We start from the raw sequence: 14,036 nt of genomic DNA, 5'->3' as shown, positions 1-14,036 counted from the left end.
TCAGGGGGCCTGGTAGGTTTCCTTCAGTTCAGCGGCCGACCAGGAGCCACGTTCGCCCACGCCGGTCTGATGTTCCTCCACCTGGGCGCCGGTGATGGGTTCTGCCTGGTTTCCCCATTCCTGACGAACGTAGCTGAGCACAGCGGCAATTTCGTCATTGCTCAGGGTGCCTTTGAAGGCGGGCATCATGCCGTTGTAGGTCTGGCCTTCAACCTCAATCTCGCCCTGCAAGCCATCATGGACAATGGCAATAGGGATGTCGCGGGCGGCCACCACCCATTCACTGCCGGCAAGCGGCGGAAAGGCGCCCGGCACCCCCTGGCCATTAGCCTGGTGACAGGATGCACACTGGGCATTGAATACGGTTTTTCCATTGATGCCACTGCCGCCTTCGTCGCCGGCACTGCTCACTTTTACCTCGGGTGCCGTGCGGCTGTCACCGCCCAGTAATGGCTTGCCGATGTTGTAGGCGTAGTAGCCCACACCCCAGACAATCAGCACCGCGATCCACAGCAAAACGATCATCGGGGTTTTCCGCATCCCTTCTTCGGGTTCCGGGTTTTCTCTCTGGCGTGCGCGTTCGTTGTCGGTTATCACGGTGGCAGTTACTCCTGGGTCTTTTCAGGTTCGGGCAGCGTTGGCGCCGGATACGTGTGATCCAGAGCCAGCAGATAGTCCACCAGGGCCAGCGCCTGTTCGGTGGGCACGATGTAGCCTTCTTCCGGAGCATAGGGTTCCGGCAATCGGACGACGGGGTCGTCCTCACCCACCGAGCGAACCCAGCGGAACAGGAACCGGTAGGGTGGCATGATGCTGTCTTTTACCACCGCCTGCGGGTTGTAAAGATGGAGCAGATGCCAGTCTTTACTGGGCTGGCGGGCACCGATATTGAACAGATCCGGCCCGGTACGCATGGTGCCCAGAAGGTGGGGCGTGTCGTAGGCATAGTCGCCGGGCACAGACGGGCGGCCCCAGCCGCGGTCCTTGTCGCCGCTGGCGAAGGATGGATCGCGGGGTTGCTGGCTGTGGCAGTAAACGCAGCCATTGGCGATGTAAATTTGCCGCCCTTTGAGTTGCCGCTCGGTGTAGGGTTCCAGATCCGGTGGCACTTGCTCTGCCGACATTTGCAGATAGGGCATAACCACCAGAGTCAGGGTGGCCAGTAGCAGAATCAGCGCGGCACCGACCATGATTGCTAAAGCGCGTTTCATTGGTTTACCTCCCGGGCCGGATTACGAAACAGCGTGGGCTGGTCGTGAAGCTGGCCTTTCCGTTTCAGCATGGCAACAAAGTGAATGGCAAATACGATGTGCCCCGCGGTCATCAGGCCGCCTCCAATGGTTCTTGCTTCCAGGTAAGGAAGCGTCATTCTTACGATATCCATAAACGGTGTGTCGGCGGTGAGCAGTTCCACGCCCTGCTTCCAGCCACCGATGGTCAGTGACACCACGTAAATCAAAATGCCAATGCTCACCAGCCAGAAGTGCAGGGCAATCAACCGGCGCCAGGGCCATTCCCAGTTCATCAGCCGGGGCATAATGAAATAGACCGCGCCGAACAGGATGAAGCTGAGGAAGGCGTACATACCCAGATGGGCGTGCGCCACGGTGTAGTGGGTGAAGTGGGTAATCACGTTGACGCTGCGCAGGGCTTCCATGGAACCCTGTAGCGATGACACCGTGTACATCAGCGAACCAATCCAGACAAACCGCAGCGTTGGTGAGTCTTTCAGCCGGTGGAAGTTACCCATCATGGTGCCGTGGTGGTTGATGGCGACGGTAATGACCGGGATCGACATCATCACACTGTGCACAATCGACAGGGTGACCAGCCAGGTGGGAATGGGGCCGCCCACCAGGTGGTGAATGCCCACTTGGCTGTAGAATAGCGCCAGTGACCAGAAACCAATCAGTGACAGCTGATAGGAAATAATCGGCCGCCCCAGGATTTTCGGAATCATATAGTAGGCAATGCCGATGCCAATGGGGGTTACCCAAAGGCCTAGCACGTTATGGGCAAACCACCAGTTAACGGTGGCGCCCGAGATGCCGGGAAAGGTGTAGGGCAGGTTGGCGATCAGAAACAGGAACGGGAACCACACCAATGCCGCCAGAAAATACCAGCTGGTGACGTAGAGGTGAGAGACCGTCCTTTGTTTGGCGGTCAGCAGTAGGGGGACGGCGGCCAGCGCACCGCCGACAACAAACAGTAAATCCACCTGCCAGGGGAATTCCAGCCATTCCTTGCCGTCGGACAAGCCCAGATTGATGGCCCCCAGCCCGAGCACCAGGCCGATATTCCAGAAGACGGCACCGGCAATGGCAAACCGGCCGCCGGCCAGGCGGGTCTTGAATAATCGGGGGATGAGAAACAGCGCGACAGCGATGCCCGCCATGGACGCCCAGCCATAGGTGACTGCGTTCAGGTGCATGGGACGAACTCGGCCAAAGGTCAGGAACTCACTGTTAGCCAGCAGTTCCGGCATATGCATCTTGGCAGAGGAAAGCAGGCCGTAGGCGGAGCCCAGAAGCAGCCAGAAAACACCCGAAGACAGCCAGCTCAGGCTGGCCAGCCGGGAAGATTGGTCGGCATCGTATCGCGCCTGGTATTCGGCGTCGGACAATTCCCGCTTCTGGCGTTGCGGGGCTTTCGCAGGATCTTCGCCGATGCCCTCTTCGCCGGGCGAAAAAATCGTTCGGGCGGATTTCTCACTGTGACCGAACTGGTTGTTGGCGATCGACCAGATCAAGAGCAGCAAACCGACCGTCGACAGCAGAAAGGTAATAATGAGGAGAACGGCAATGGTAGGCGTCATAGGATTTTCCGATAAAGAGTCATATTAAATGCTTTAATTTTCCGTCTATCTGATGGGCAAGTGAATTGCGGATGCAGTGGAGCCGTTGCGGCACAGCTTTCGCCTACCATAGAGCGAATAAATGTCAGTATCGACCGATAACTTGATTCAGATCATTTTGCTGGCCAATGTGCCAAAAATTGCATGGCAATGCTTGCGATGACGTCTCTCTATAAGAAAGAAGATGCATTGAAAATAAGTGTTATGTGGTTCTTAATATCAAGAAGGCGGTGCCGGGCCGCGGATGTACATAATTTCGTCCCGATGTCGTGATAACAAAAGATGAGAGCAAGGAGTGAAAGATGATCCACCTGAAACGACAGTCACTGATGATGTTGGTCGCGTTGCTGGTCGCTTTTCCTTTGACCGGCCATGCCGAGGACGGGAAGACGTCAGGCGACTGGTTGCCAACGTTGATCACCGAAACACCCCAACAGGGATTCGAACTCGCGATTAAGTTGTCCCGTATGGGGGTTAAAAGTACCCAGTCGAACAAGGAAGTCCTGTTCCGTGAACGGACCAAATATTCTCAGGATGGTGAAGCACTTATTCATGCCTCAGAAGTGATCGCTGTGCATTTTCAGACCGTGGCCGAGGCCAACGGCTATTGGAAGTAAATGTGTTTCGGCGGCCCTCAAAGGCCGCCTGAACTGCCTGATCTGTTGAAAAAACGTTACTCCTGGCTAAGGGCTTCCTGAGCCCACTGCCAGGCGGCGACCGTTGCCGGGAAGCCTATTGAATTCATGCCCAGCACCAGCGCGTGCTCAATTTCTTCGCGTGTGAGGCCCAGTTCCAGACTGCGACGGATGTGGGATTTCAGCGCGGATTCGCGACCTGCTCCAACGCAGACGCCCAACTTTACCGCTGCGCGCATTTTTTCATCGAGAGGGCCAGCATCGGCAAGGGCTTTACCGAGTTGCTTGTGCGCTTGCTGAAGCTCTGGAAATCGTTGGCTGAAGGCAACGAAGGTTTTAGGGAGTTCGCTGTTATGTTTATCCATTGTATGTCCTCGATTAGGGTGGCCGCATCGGCTGAGCGGTCGGTTTCAACGCGGTAGACAGGTTTTGATCTTACACGCAAACCTTCCCCGAGTGGTCATCTACCAGGGCTTCAGCAAATCCCTGAGCTGTACGTGCCAATCCAGGCTATCAAGCAGATTTTTCAGCGCGAGTCCCAGTTCCGTGTCCCCTTCGATGACCAGCCGGCGCTGGAAGAAGAGTTGGTCCGGGTCTTGCTCGCGCGCCGCCAGGGTTCTGAATGCGCTGATCGACCCCCGGATGGTGGTATCGCCCGGGCCATTTATTACCCGTAGACGTTCTGCCCAGTAACCCAGGGTGATGCCTGGCTGACCACCATTGATTTCAAGGCGTATGCGGCGGCCTTCGAAGTCTTCGAACTCACCTTCCGCAATCGCCTCTGCAAACAGTCGGTTCAGTGGTTCCTCGGCTGCCAGTTGCTTCAGGGGCAGAGGAATCCGCTGGTCAATGGCTTGCAGCAACGGTGCAGGCGAGGGGGCGTATTCCCGGAGCACAGCCAGTGTCTGGTCTGCGAGTGGGTTGTGCTGGAGCTTGCTGCCAAGGCGTTGCAATTGCATGAGCCCGGGCGGCGTGGGGCGTTGGCCGAAGCGGGGCAGGGTAGGCAGCATGGCAGGCTCTCCAATCAGGAAACAGATCGGGAGAGCCTACCGCAGTTCGCGGAAAACAGATTTGATATAGCTCAGGCAGACACCAACCGGCGTTAACTCAGGCTTTGTGCAAACCCTCTTCCACGGCCCAGACGGCGACTTCCACCCGGGAACGAAGATTCAGTTTTTTCAGCAGGTGCTTGACGTGAACTTTGACGGTGCCGTCGCTGATGTCCAGTTTCCGGCCAATCATCTTGTTCGACAAACCCTCAGCAATCAGCCGCAGGATGTCTTTCTCCCGGGGAGTGAGGCTGTCGAAGTCCGGGCGGCTGCTTTGCTGCGGCTTATTGGAGCGCAGGGCTTCGGCCAGCAATGTGGTGAGCCGGTCGCTGATCACCATCTTGCCCACGGCTGCCTGGTGCAGCTGGGCAATCATATCCTCCGGTTCCATATCCTTGAGCAGGTAACCATCGGCGCCGGCCCGCAGTGCCGCGACGACATCCTCTTCCTGGTCGGACACCGTGAACATCACGATGCGGGAGCTGATATTTTGCTCCCTGAGCTTTTTCAGTGCTTCGATACCGTCCATTTCCGGCATATTAAGGTCCATCAGGATCAGGTCCGGCTCACTCTCGATGGCGATGCGGATGCCATCGGCGGCATTGCTGGCTTCACCGGTGACCGCCATATCATCTTCCAGCCCGATCAGCTGCTTGATGCCCTGGCGCAACAATGGGTGGTCGTCGATCAAAAGAATGCTTGCGGGTGTTTCAGACATTGTCTCTCTCTTTATCCTGCGCGCGGCTCAGGCCGGCGAAGTTTCCGTAGGAATCAGGTTGCGGCTTTTGGGTACGAATGTCAGCGCGACTTCCACGCCGCCTTCAGCTTTGTTATTCACTTGCACTTTCCCGCCCAGTGTCCGCGCCCGGTCCTGCATGATAATCAACCCGTAATGGTTGATGGGTTGGCCGCCGCCGGGTAACCCTTTGCCATTGTCCTGCACGCTGGCTCGCACCTGTGGGGAGTCGAACATCACCTTCACTGTGATGTCGGTAGCATCGGCGTGTTTGACCGCGTTGGCCAGTCCCTCGCGAATGATCTGCAGGGTATGGATTTCTTCATTCGGCGACAACGTTTGGGGTGGCAGGTTATATTCAAAGCTGACCGGTTTGCCAAGCCTCTCGGAAAACTCGTCAATGGTTTTTCGCAGGGCAGTGGCCAGGTCGGGCGTATCCAGTTTCAGCCGGAAGGTGGCCAGTAATTCACGGAGCTGACGGTAGGCACTGTTCAGGCCGGTACTCAGCTCATCCAGAATGCTGTCGTGGGTAGGCTTGTGATCGCCCTCGATGTTCAGCCGGCGCAGGCGCGTCACCTGCATTTTCAGGTACGACAGCGATTGGGCCAGGGAATCGTGCAATTCCCGGGCGATCACGGTGCGCTCCTCTGCCAGTGTCAGCTGCTGCTCCTCGGTAATCTGCTTTTCCAGGAAAATGGCGGTGGCCAGCTGGTCGCTCAGGGTTTCCAGTAACCGCCGGGAGGTGTCCGGCAATCCTTTGTCGGCCGGGTACCACACTTCCAGGGTGCCCAGCAGTTGCCCCGGAGTGCGGATAGGCAGCAGCAAGCGCCGCCCGTCGTTATCTTCCAGGGGCATTTCATCATAGACTTCCGGCGTGACCAGGCAGGCATTGCAGTGATGATCCCGGCAATAGAACGGCCGTTTGGGTGAAGCGGTGGTGATGGCTTCAACCGGTTCAGCGGATTCTTTGTCGTGAAGGAACAGGCGAATCGGGCCGATTCCCAGCAAGCGCTCAAGATCCTGAAGCATGGGAATGGCGCCACTGCACAGATCGTGATTGGCAAACAGCCCGCGACTGGCGGAATGCATGACTTCGAGCGCCGCATGGCTGACCTCGAGTTCTTCGGTTTTCTGCCGCGCCCGGCTCTCCAGTTCGTAATAGGTCAGTGCCAGTTCGCTGGTCATCTGGTCGAACGCCTGTCCCAGCTGGGCCAGTTCGTCCGAACCTTTTAGGTTGGCCTGATGACTGAAGTCTTTCTCGCCTACGGCAGTTGCAATGGCCATCAGCTTTCTCAGTGGTTTGAGCACCCGGTTTCTGAGATCCAGGAATAGCGCGAGAATCACCAGAATGGAGAAAATCAGGCTGATTATCTGGATCAGGTGTAACAGGTCAATGCGGGCTTCAGTGCGCATTTCCAGCATGGACACCAGGCGATCGACCTCGCGGGTGTAACCTTCAACTGCGCCCACCATCCCGGCGCTGAGCGGGGCTCCGATTTCATGGTTAACCAGCGCCGGTTTGAGCACGGTCGCCCAGCGTTGCCTGACGCTCTGATATTGTTCCGCCAGCGGGTGGTCGCTGGTGCGGGGAATGGAGCGGAGAATCTCCGGTTTGGCCAGCCGCTCCTGGTAATCCGTAATGCGGACATTCAGGCCGGGACCGTCTTCTCCTGCGCGGTCTCCGGCTGCTGCGGCAGCAACCAGCTGAAATGCCCCCATCCGGAGCGAGCCGGCGATATTGATGGCGGTTGCGTTACCTTCGATGCTCTTGGATACCGCGAGTGTTGTCGCCATGCTGACGATGGCAGTCAGCACAATCGCGCCGATCGCAATCGCCAGGCGGTTTACGAGTGGGCTTCGGGAGGTCATAGGTTGCTTCAGCACTCAAGGAACGTGTTAAGACGATCGGGAGTCGCCATTTATTGATGAATCACCATTACCAGGGTACCTCCTTGAGGATAGTCATTTACCTCGAAGGTTGATAACCCATCATAACCTTTGACCGTTAGACAGGCAAAAGCCGAAACTGAAGGATGATGATGGGGGTATGGAATGCAACCGGAACGGAATGACGAAAAGGGAGCCTCTCTGGCCGTTGTCCTGCCGTTGGCGGTGACAGGCTTTGTGGTGGCAGCCGGTTGCTGGACCCTGTTTGCCGTTGCCGGGATGCATATGCGAGCGGATCTGGGCCTGAGTAGCCTGCAATTCGGCATCTTGCTGGCTATGCCAATGGCGGGCAGTGCCTTGCTGGCCATTCCGGCGGGGCTCGCCGCGCAGCGCTACGGTGCCCGGGAAGTGATGCTGCTTTGCTTATGCGGGTTGGCCGTTTGTATGGGCATTCTGCTGCTGACCAGCACATTCACTGGCTACCTGGTAGCGGCTGCGGGTTTGGGGCTGGCGGGCGGTTTTTATAGTGCAGGCCTCCAGTTCGTGGTGAGTCATTGTGACATCCGGCGGCTGGGGTTGGTATTGGGGGTTTTTGGTGCAGGCGTAACCGGGGTTGGCTTTAACTATTATCTGGTGCCTCTGTTCCACGAAGCGTTTACCTGGCAAGGCGTGCCCCTGGCATACCTGATTACCTTGCTGCTGGTGATTGCTCTTCTTCTTATGTTGACCGACGCCACAGGAGAGGACTACGGGGCCCGGGAACGATCAGCCGCGGAGATTCTCGGTGTGATCAGGAAAGGTCGAAATCTTCCTTTGTGTCTTTATTTCGGGCTGGTCGCCGGGAGTTTCTTCGCCCTGGCCCTCTGGCTTCCGGATTTTATTTCGGGCCAATACGGACTTTCACCCGATACCGGCGCCCGGCTCGCCCAATGGTTTGTTATTCCTGGTGCCGTTGCTCAGATCGTTGGCGGTGGTCTTGCCGATCGCCGCGGTTCAGCGCGGGTTGCCTCACGATCTTTAGCGGTCACCCTGATTGCGCTGTTTGTGCTGTCCTATCCTCCCATGAGCCTGGTTATTACCGGTGTAGAAAAGCCACTCGTGGTGGAGTTTGCCTTGCCGGTATCCATGGAGAGTGCGTTGGTGGTGATGCTCGGTATTGCCATGGGTGCGGGCATGGGATCGCTCCAGCGTATGGTGATTCTGGCCAACCGGCAGGAGGCCTCGCTGTTTGCCGGTGTCTTGTTGGTCAGTGCTTGTGGTGTGGCTTTTGTGCTACCCGTCCTTTTCGGCGCGGCCAATCAGTGGCTGGGCGTACGCACTGCCGTTTTCATGATTCTGTTTGTGTTGATCAGTACCAGCCTGGTGTTTTTTTCGCGGCAAGTGCGCAGGCAAGAGCGTAAAACGCTACTCCACCCCGGGATATAGCGGGTCTACCCACAGGGGGGTAGCCGCGGGTTATGTGGTAGTAACCACGCAGATTTCAGGGATTTGATTCCACACAATGGTCTCCATTAGGAACAACGATCCGGTAAACGGGTTGATGGAGAGAGAGACCATGAGTCATTTGATCGACAAGTTGAATTACTTCAGGAAGAACCGCGAATCGTTCTCCAACGGTCACGGTGAAACCCACGAAGTGAACCGCGACTGGGAAAACAGTTATCGTCAGCGCTGGCAGCACGACAAGATTGTGCGTTCTACCCACGGCGTAAACTGCACGGGCTCCTGCAGCTGGAAAATTTACGTCAAGAACGGCCTGGTCACCTGGGAAACGCAGCAAACCGATTACCCCCGTACCCGCCCCGATCTGCCGAACCATGAACCCCGTGGTTGCCCGCGTGGTGCCAGTTATTCCTGGTATATGTACAGTGCCAACCGGCTGAAATACCCGCTGATGCGCAAGAGCCTGATGAAACTCTGGCGCGCTGCCCGTATCCAGTTCAATGATCCGGTAGAAGCCTGGGCTTCCATCGTTGAGGACCCGGCCAAGACCGCCGAGTACAAGCCGCGCCGGGGCATGGGCGGTTTTATTCGTTCCAGCTGGGACGAAGTCAACGAGCTGATTGCAGCGTCTAACGTCTACACTGCCAAGAAACATGGCCCGGACCGCATCATCGGTTTCTCTCCGATTCCCGCTATGTCCATGGTGTCATACGCTGCGGGCAGCCGCTACCTGTCCATGATCGGCGGCGTCTGCATGAGCTTCTACGACTGGTACTGCGACCTGCCGCCGGCCTCCCCGCAAACCTGGGGTGAGCAGACCGACGTGCCGGAATCCGCCGACTGGTACAACTCCGGCTACATTATTGCCTGGGGCTCCAACGTGCCCCAGACCCGTACCCCGGATGCCCACTTCTTCACCGAAGTGCGCTACAAGGGCACCAAAACCGTTGCCATCACTCCAGACTACGCGGAAGTCTCCAAGCTGTCTGATGAATGGCTGAATCCCAAGCAGGGCACCGATGCCGCCCTGGGTATGGCCATGGGCCACGTGATTCTCAAGGAGTTCCACGTTGACAAGCCCAGCGCGTATTTCACCGACTACGTGCGTCGCTACACCGATATGCCGTACCTGGTGATGCTGGACGAAAAGGACGACGGCAGCTTTGTGCCAGGCCGCTTCCTGCGGGCCAGCGATCTGGTGGATGGCTTGGGTGAAGAGAACAACCCTGAATGGAAAACCATTGCCATCGACGAAGCCTCTGGCGAGCTGACAGCACCGAACGGCTCCATCGGCTATCGCTGGGGCGAGAAGGGCAAGTGGAACCTGAAGCAGACCGCCAAAGGTTCCGATGTAAACCTTCAGTTGTCTATGGTTGAGAAGCACGACGAAGTGGTAGATGTGGCCTTCCCGTATTTCGGCGGCATAGAACACGACCACTTCAAGCACGTCGAGTTCAAGGATATCCTCAAGCACAAGCTGGGTACCCGCAAGGTTCAGCTGGCGGATGGCTCCGAGGGTCGCGTGGTTACTGTCTATGATCTGATGGTGGCCAACTATGGCATCAGCCGTGGCCTGGGCGACGACGACGGCGCCACCTCTTACGACGAGATCAAGCCATACACGCCTGCCTGGCAGGAGCAGATCACCGGCGTGCCGGCCGAGAAAGTAATCCGTATTGCCCGTGAATTCGCCGACAACGCCGACAAGACCAAGGGCCGCTCCATGGTCATCGTGGGTGCCGGTATGAACCACTGGTACCACATGGACATGAACTACCGCGGCCTGATCAATATGCTGATCATGTGCGGTTGTATCGGCCAGAGCGGTGGTGGCTGGGCCCACTACGTTGGCCAGGAAAAACTGCGCCCGCAGACCGGTTGGCAGCCGCTGGCCTTTGGTCTGGACTGGCAGCGCCCGCCCCGGCACATGAACTCCACATCCTTCTTCTACGCCCACTCCGGCCAGTGGCGCTACGAAAAACTGGGTGTGGATGAAATCCTGTCGCCGCTGGCCGACAAGTCCAAATTCGGCGGTAGCCTGATCGACTACAACGTGCGCGCCGAGCGCATGGGCTGGCTGCCATCTGCGCCGCAGCTGAACCGCAACCCGCTGACCATTGCCGCCGAAGCCGAAAAGGCCGGTATGGAGGTGGCGGACTACGTGGCCAAGTCCATGAAGGACGGCACTCTGGCGTTTGCCAGTGAAGATCCGGAAGCGCCGGAAAACTGCCCGCGCAACCTGTTCATCTGGCGCTCCAACCTGCTGGGTTCCTCCGGTAAGGGGCACGAGTATATGCTCAAGTACCTGCTGGGTACCAAGAGCGGGCTGCAAGGCAAGGACCTGGGTGTAGAAGGCGGAGCCAAGCCGGAAGAGGTGAAGTGGCGGGACAATGCGCCGGAAGGCAAGCTCGACCTGCTGGTGACCCTGGACTTCCGTATGTCCACCACCTGCCTGTATTCCGACATCGTTCTGCCGACCGCAACCTGGTACGAGAAGAACGATCTGAATACCTCGGATATGCACCCGTTCATCCACCCGCTGACCGCCGCTACCGATCCGGCCTGGGAAGCGCGCAGTGACTGGGAAATCTACAAGGGCATTGCCAAGTCCTTCTCCAAGGCTGCCGAGGGGCATCTGGGTGTCGAGAAAGACGTTGTTACCCTGCCTCTGCTGCACGACGCGCCGGCGGAGCTGGGTCAGCCGTTCGATGTGAAAGACTGGAAAAAAGGCGAGTGCGACCTGATTCCGGGCAAGACCGCGCCCAACTTCATTACCGTGGAGCGCGACTACCCGAACACCTACGCCCGCTTTACGTCCCTTGGCCCGCTGATGGACAAGCTGGGTAACGGTGGCAAGGGCATCAACTGGAACACCGAGAAGGAAGTGAACTTCCTGAAGGACCTGAACTACACCCACCTTGAGGGTGCCAACGCCGGTCGTCCGAAGATTGAGAGCGCCATTGATGCCGCCGAAGTCATCCTGACTCTGGCGCCGGAAACCAACGGCCAGGTGGCAGTAAAAGCGTGGGCCGCGCTGTCGGAGTTCACCGGCCTGGATCACACCCATCTGGCCACCAACAAGGAAGAGGAAAAAATCCGCTTCCGGGACATTGTGGCGCAGCCGCGCAAGATCATTTCCAGCCCGACCTGGTCTGGTCTGGAAGACGAACACGTGTCCTATAACGCCGGCTACACCAACGTGCACGAGCTGATCCCCTGGCGCACCCTGACCGGCCGTCAGCAGTTCTACCAGGATCACGAATGGATGCGCGCTTTTGGTGAAAGCCTGCTGGTGTACCGCCCGCCCATCAACACCAAAGCGGTGGGCAGCATGATTAACCAGCGCAGCAACGGTAACCCGGAAAAAGCGCTGAACTGGATCACGCCACACCAGAAGTGGGGCATTCACAGCACCTACAGCGACAACCTGCTGATGCTCACCTTGTCTCGCGGTGGCCCGATTGTCTGGCTGAGCGAAGATGATGCGAAAGAAATCGGCGTGGAAGACAACGACTGGATTGAGCTGTTCAACGCCAACGGTGCCATTGCCGCCCGGGCGGTCGTGAGCCAGCGGGTAATGCCGGGCATGGTGATGATGTACCACGCCCAGGAGCGGATTGTGAATATTCCCGGTTCGGAAATTACCGGCACCCGGGGCGGCATTCACAACTCGGTTACCCGCGTGTGCCCGAAACCGACCCACATGATCGGCGGTTATGCCCAGTACTCCTACGGCTTCAACTACTACGGCACCGTGGGTTCCAACCGGGACGAGTTTGTGGTGGTCCGCAAGATGAAGAACGTGGACTGGCTTGATGAAGAAGGCAATGACACTGTTCAGGAGGCTGTAAAATGAAAATCCGTTCCCAAGTTGGCATGGTACTGAACCTGGACAAGTGCATTGGTTGCCACACCTGTTCTGTCACCTGCAAGAACGTCTGGACCAGCCGGGAAGGTATGGAATACGCCTGGTTCAACAATGTTGAGACCAAGCCCGGTATTGGTTACCCGAAAGAATGGGAAAACCAGGACAAGTGGAAGGGCGGCTGGATGCGCGACAGCTCCGGCAAGATTCGCCCCCGCATTGGTGGCAAGTTCCGGGTACTGGCGAACATTTTCGCCAACCCGGATCTGCCGGAAATTGACGACTACTACGAGCCGTTTGATTTCGATTATCAGCACCTGCACACCGCCGGGGATACCAAGCACCAGCCCGTTGCCCGGCCGCGCTCGCTGATCTCCGGTCAGCGGATGCAGAAAATCGAATGGGGCCCGAACTGGGAAGAAATTCTTGGTACCGAGTTCGCCAAGCGCCGCAAAGACAAAAACTTTGACCAGGTGCAGGCAGACATCTACGGCCAGTTCGAAAACACCTTCATGATGTACCTGCCGCGCCTGTGCGAGCACTGCCTGAACCCGGCGTGTGTGGCCAGTTGCCCGAGCGGTGCCATCTACAAGCGGGAAGAAGACGGCATCGTGCTGATCGACCAGGACAAGTGTCGCGGCTGGCGGATGTGTGTCTCTGGCTGCCCGTACAAGAAGATCTACTTCAACTGGAAAACCGGCAAGTCCGAGAAGTGCATTTTCTGCTACCCGCGGATCGAAGCCGGTATGCCCACCGTTTGCTCCGAGACTTGTGTCGGCCGGATTCGCTACCTGGGCGTGCTGCTTTACGACGCCGATCGCATCGAAGAAGTGGCCAGCGCACCAGGCGAGCACGAGCTGTATGAAAAGCAGCTGGAAATCTTCCTGGACCCGTTCGATCCCGAAGTCATCGAGCAGGCCAAGAAAGACGGCATCCCGATGAACGTGATCGAAGCCGCCCAGCAAAGCCCGGTGTACAAGATGGCGGTGGACTGGAAACTGGCGCTGCCGCTGCACCCGGAATACCGCACCCTGCCGATGGTCTGGTACGTGCCGCCCCTGAGCCCAATCCAGTCTGCGGCAGAAGCGGGCAAGGTAGAGTTCGATGGCGTACTGCCCAAGATCGAAAGCCTGCGGATTCCGGTGAAATACCTGGCCAACCTGCTCACTGCGGGGGATGAGAAGCCCATTGTTCGTGCCCTCAAGCGGATCATGGCCATGCGCCTGTACAAGCGGGCTGAAACTGTGGAAGGCAAGGAAGACCTGCGCGCTCTCGAAGAGTGCGGCCTGACCAAGGCCCAGGCAGACGAGATGTATCGTTACCTGGCCATCGCCAACTACGAGGATCGCTTCGTGATTCCCACCAGCCATCGTGAACTGGCGAAAGAGGCTTTCCCGGATGCAACCGCCTACGGCGAGCGCGGCGGATGTGGCTTCAGCTTCGGCGACGGCTGCAACGGTGGTGACAGCGACTTCAGCCTGTTCGGTGGCAAAAAACAGACCACCAGCATGGTCGGCAAACTGGCGACTGTGAAACAGGTCGATCCGAAACAGCTGCAAGACTGAGG

General features: G+C 57.8%; 11 protein-coding genes. 4 read left to right on the top strand and 7 right to left on the bottom strand.

Going from position 1 to position 14,036, the window contains the following annotated elements:
• Genes ACP2AU_RS13145 through ACP2AU_RS13135 form a run of 3 tightly spaced genes read right to left on the bottom strand, consistent with a single transcriptional unit; the run spans nucleotide 1 to nucleotide 2,815 of the window.
• On the bottom strand, nucleotides 1-597 hold the full coding sequence (locus tag ACP2AU_RS13145) for a c-type cytochrome (protein ID WP_426376661.1): 597 nt from the start codon (nucleotides 595-597) through the stop codon (nucleotides 1-3).
• Between the two features lie 8 nt (nucleotides 598-605).
• Entirely contained in the window at nucleotides 606-1,211 is a 606-nt protein-coding gene (locus tag ACP2AU_RS13140; protein ID WP_426376660.1) for a cbb3-type cytochrome c oxidase subunit II, read from the bottom strand.
• Nucleotides 1,208-2,815, bottom strand: coding sequence for a cbb3-type cytochrome c oxidase subunit I (locus ACP2AU_RS13135; RefSeq protein WP_426376659.1), 1,608 nt, complete (start codon nucleotides 2,813-2,815; stop codon nucleotides 1,208-1,210). Before ACP2AU_RS13135 ends, ACP2AU_RS13140 begins: the two co-directional genes overlap by 4 nt.
• A gap of 341 nt (nucleotides 2,816-3,156) precedes the next feature.
• Between ACP2AU_RS13135 and ACP2AU_RS13130 the strand changes: the two genes are divergently transcribed.
• Nucleotides 3,157-3,471: a hexameric tyrosine-coordinated heme protein gene (locus ACP2AU_RS13130; RefSeq protein WP_426376658.1), complete on the top strand. Its 315-nt coding sequence runs from the start codon at nucleotides 3,157-3,159 to the stop codon at nucleotides 3,469-3,471.
• A gap of 56 nt (nucleotides 3,472-3,527) precedes the next feature.
• Here ACP2AU_RS13130 and ACP2AU_RS13125 read toward each other — a convergent pair whose 3' ends face one another.
• The 4 genes from ACP2AU_RS13125 to ACP2AU_RS13110 all read right to left on the bottom strand — a co-directional run bounded on the left by ACP2AU_RS13125 (nucleotide 3,528) and on the right by ACP2AU_RS13110 (nucleotide 7,143).
• Complete coding sequence (locus ACP2AU_RS13125) at nucleotides 3,528-3,854, bottom strand: carboxymuconolactone decarboxylase family protein (RefSeq protein ID WP_426376657.1); 327 nt, start codon at nucleotides 3,852-3,854, stop codon at nucleotides 3,528-3,530.
• A gap of 99 nt (nucleotides 3,855-3,953) precedes the next feature.
• Nucleotides 3,954-4,499 carry a ubiquinone anaerobic biosynthesis accessory factor UbiT gene (gene ubiT / locus ACP2AU_RS13120; protein WP_426376656.1) on the bottom strand — a complete coding sequence of 182 codons (546 nt, stop codon included), beginning with the start codon at nucleotides 4,497-4,499 and terminating at the stop codon, nucleotides 3,954-3,956.
• A gap of 97 nt (nucleotides 4,500-4,596) precedes the next feature.
• A complete protein-coding gene (gene narL / locus ACP2AU_RS13115) occupies nucleotides 4,597-5,256 on the bottom strand; it encodes a two-component system response regulator NarL (protein ID WP_426376655.1) in 660 nt (219 codons plus the stop codon).
• A gap of 27 nt (nucleotides 5,257-5,283) precedes the next feature.
• Nucleotides 5,284-7,143 (bottom strand): histidine kinase, encoded by a 1,860-nt coding sequence (locus tag ACP2AU_RS13110; protein ID WP_426376654.1) that lies wholly within the window; start codon nucleotides 7,141-7,143, stop codon nucleotides 5,284-5,286.
• Nucleotides 7,144-7,326: 183 nt separating this feature from the next.
• Between ACP2AU_RS13110 and ACP2AU_RS13105 the strand changes: the two genes are divergently transcribed.
• The 3 genes from ACP2AU_RS13105 (at nucleotide 7,327) to narH (ending at nucleotide 14,034) form a co-directional block, all read left to right on the top strand.
• Nucleotides 7,327-8,586, top strand: a complete 1,260-nt coding sequence (locus ACP2AU_RS13105; RefSeq protein ID WP_426376653.1) for an MFS transporter — start codon at nucleotides 7,327-7,329, stop codon at nucleotides 8,584-8,586.
• Between the two features lie 130 nt (nucleotides 8,587-8,716).
• Complete coding sequence (locus ACP2AU_RS13100) at nucleotides 8,717-12,460, top strand: nitrate reductase subunit alpha (RefSeq protein WP_426376652.1); 3,744 nt, start codon at nucleotides 8,717-8,719, stop codon at nucleotides 12,458-12,460.
• Entirely contained in the window at nucleotides 12,457-14,034 is a 1,578-nt protein-coding gene (gene narH, locus ACP2AU_RS13095; RefSeq protein WP_426376651.1) for a nitrate reductase subunit beta, read from the top strand. Before ACP2AU_RS13100 ends, narH begins: the two co-directional genes overlap by 4 nt.
• The last annotated feature ends 2 nt before the right edge of the window (nucleotides 14,035-14,036 follow it).

Source organism: Marinobacter sp. VGCF2001, assembly GCF_049943275.1.
Taxonomy (GTDB): Bacteria; Pseudomonadota; Gammaproteobacteria; order Pseudomonadales; family Oleiphilaceae; genus Marinobacter.
The sequence above is the reverse complement of the archived record's forward strand: the minus strand, read 5'-3'. Positions and strand labels throughout refer to the sequence as shown.

What these genes read in the sequence shown, in the direction of transcription:
- narH (WP_426376651.1), top strand. Translation starts at nt 12,457, where the DNA reads ATGAAAATCCGTTCCCAAGTTGGCATGGTACTGAACCTGGACAAGTGC.
- ubiT (WP_426376656.1), bottom strand. Translation starts at nt 4,499, where the DNA reads ATGCTGCCTACCCTGCCCCGCTTCGGCCAACGCCCCACGCCGCCCGGG.
- narL (WP_426376655.1), bottom strand. Translation starts at nt 5,256, where the DNA reads ATGTCTGAAACACCCGCAAGCATTCTTTTGATCGACGACCACCCATTG.
- ACP2AU_RS13130 (WP_426376658.1), top strand. Translation starts at nt 3,157, where the DNA reads ATGATCCACCTGAAACGACAGTCACTGATGATGTTGGTCGCGTTGCTG.
- ACP2AU_RS13105 (WP_426376653.1), top strand. Translation starts at nt 7,327, where the DNA reads ATGCAACCGGAACGGAATGACGAAAAGGGAGCCTCTCTGGCCGTTGTC.
- ACP2AU_RS13125 (WP_426376657.1), bottom strand. Translation starts at nt 3,854, where the DNA reads ATGGATAAACATAACAGCGAACTCCCTAAAACCTTCGTTGCCTTCAGC.
- ACP2AU_RS13110 (WP_426376654.1), bottom strand. Translation starts at nt 7,143, where the DNA reads ATGACCTCCCGAAGCCCACTCGTAAACCGCCTGGCGATTGCGATCGGC.
- ACP2AU_RS13140 (WP_426376660.1), bottom strand. Translation starts at nt 1,211, where the DNA reads ATGAAACGCGCTTTAGCAATCATGGTCGGTGCCGCGCTGATTCTGCTA.
- ACP2AU_RS13100 (WP_426376652.1), top strand. Translation starts at nt 8,717, where the DNA reads ATGAGTCATTTGATCGACAAGTTGAATTACTTCAGGAAGAACCGCGAA.
- ACP2AU_RS13135 (WP_426376659.1), bottom strand. Translation starts at nt 2,815, where the DNA reads ATGACGCCTACCATTGCCGTTCTCCTCATTATTACCTTTCTGCTGTCG.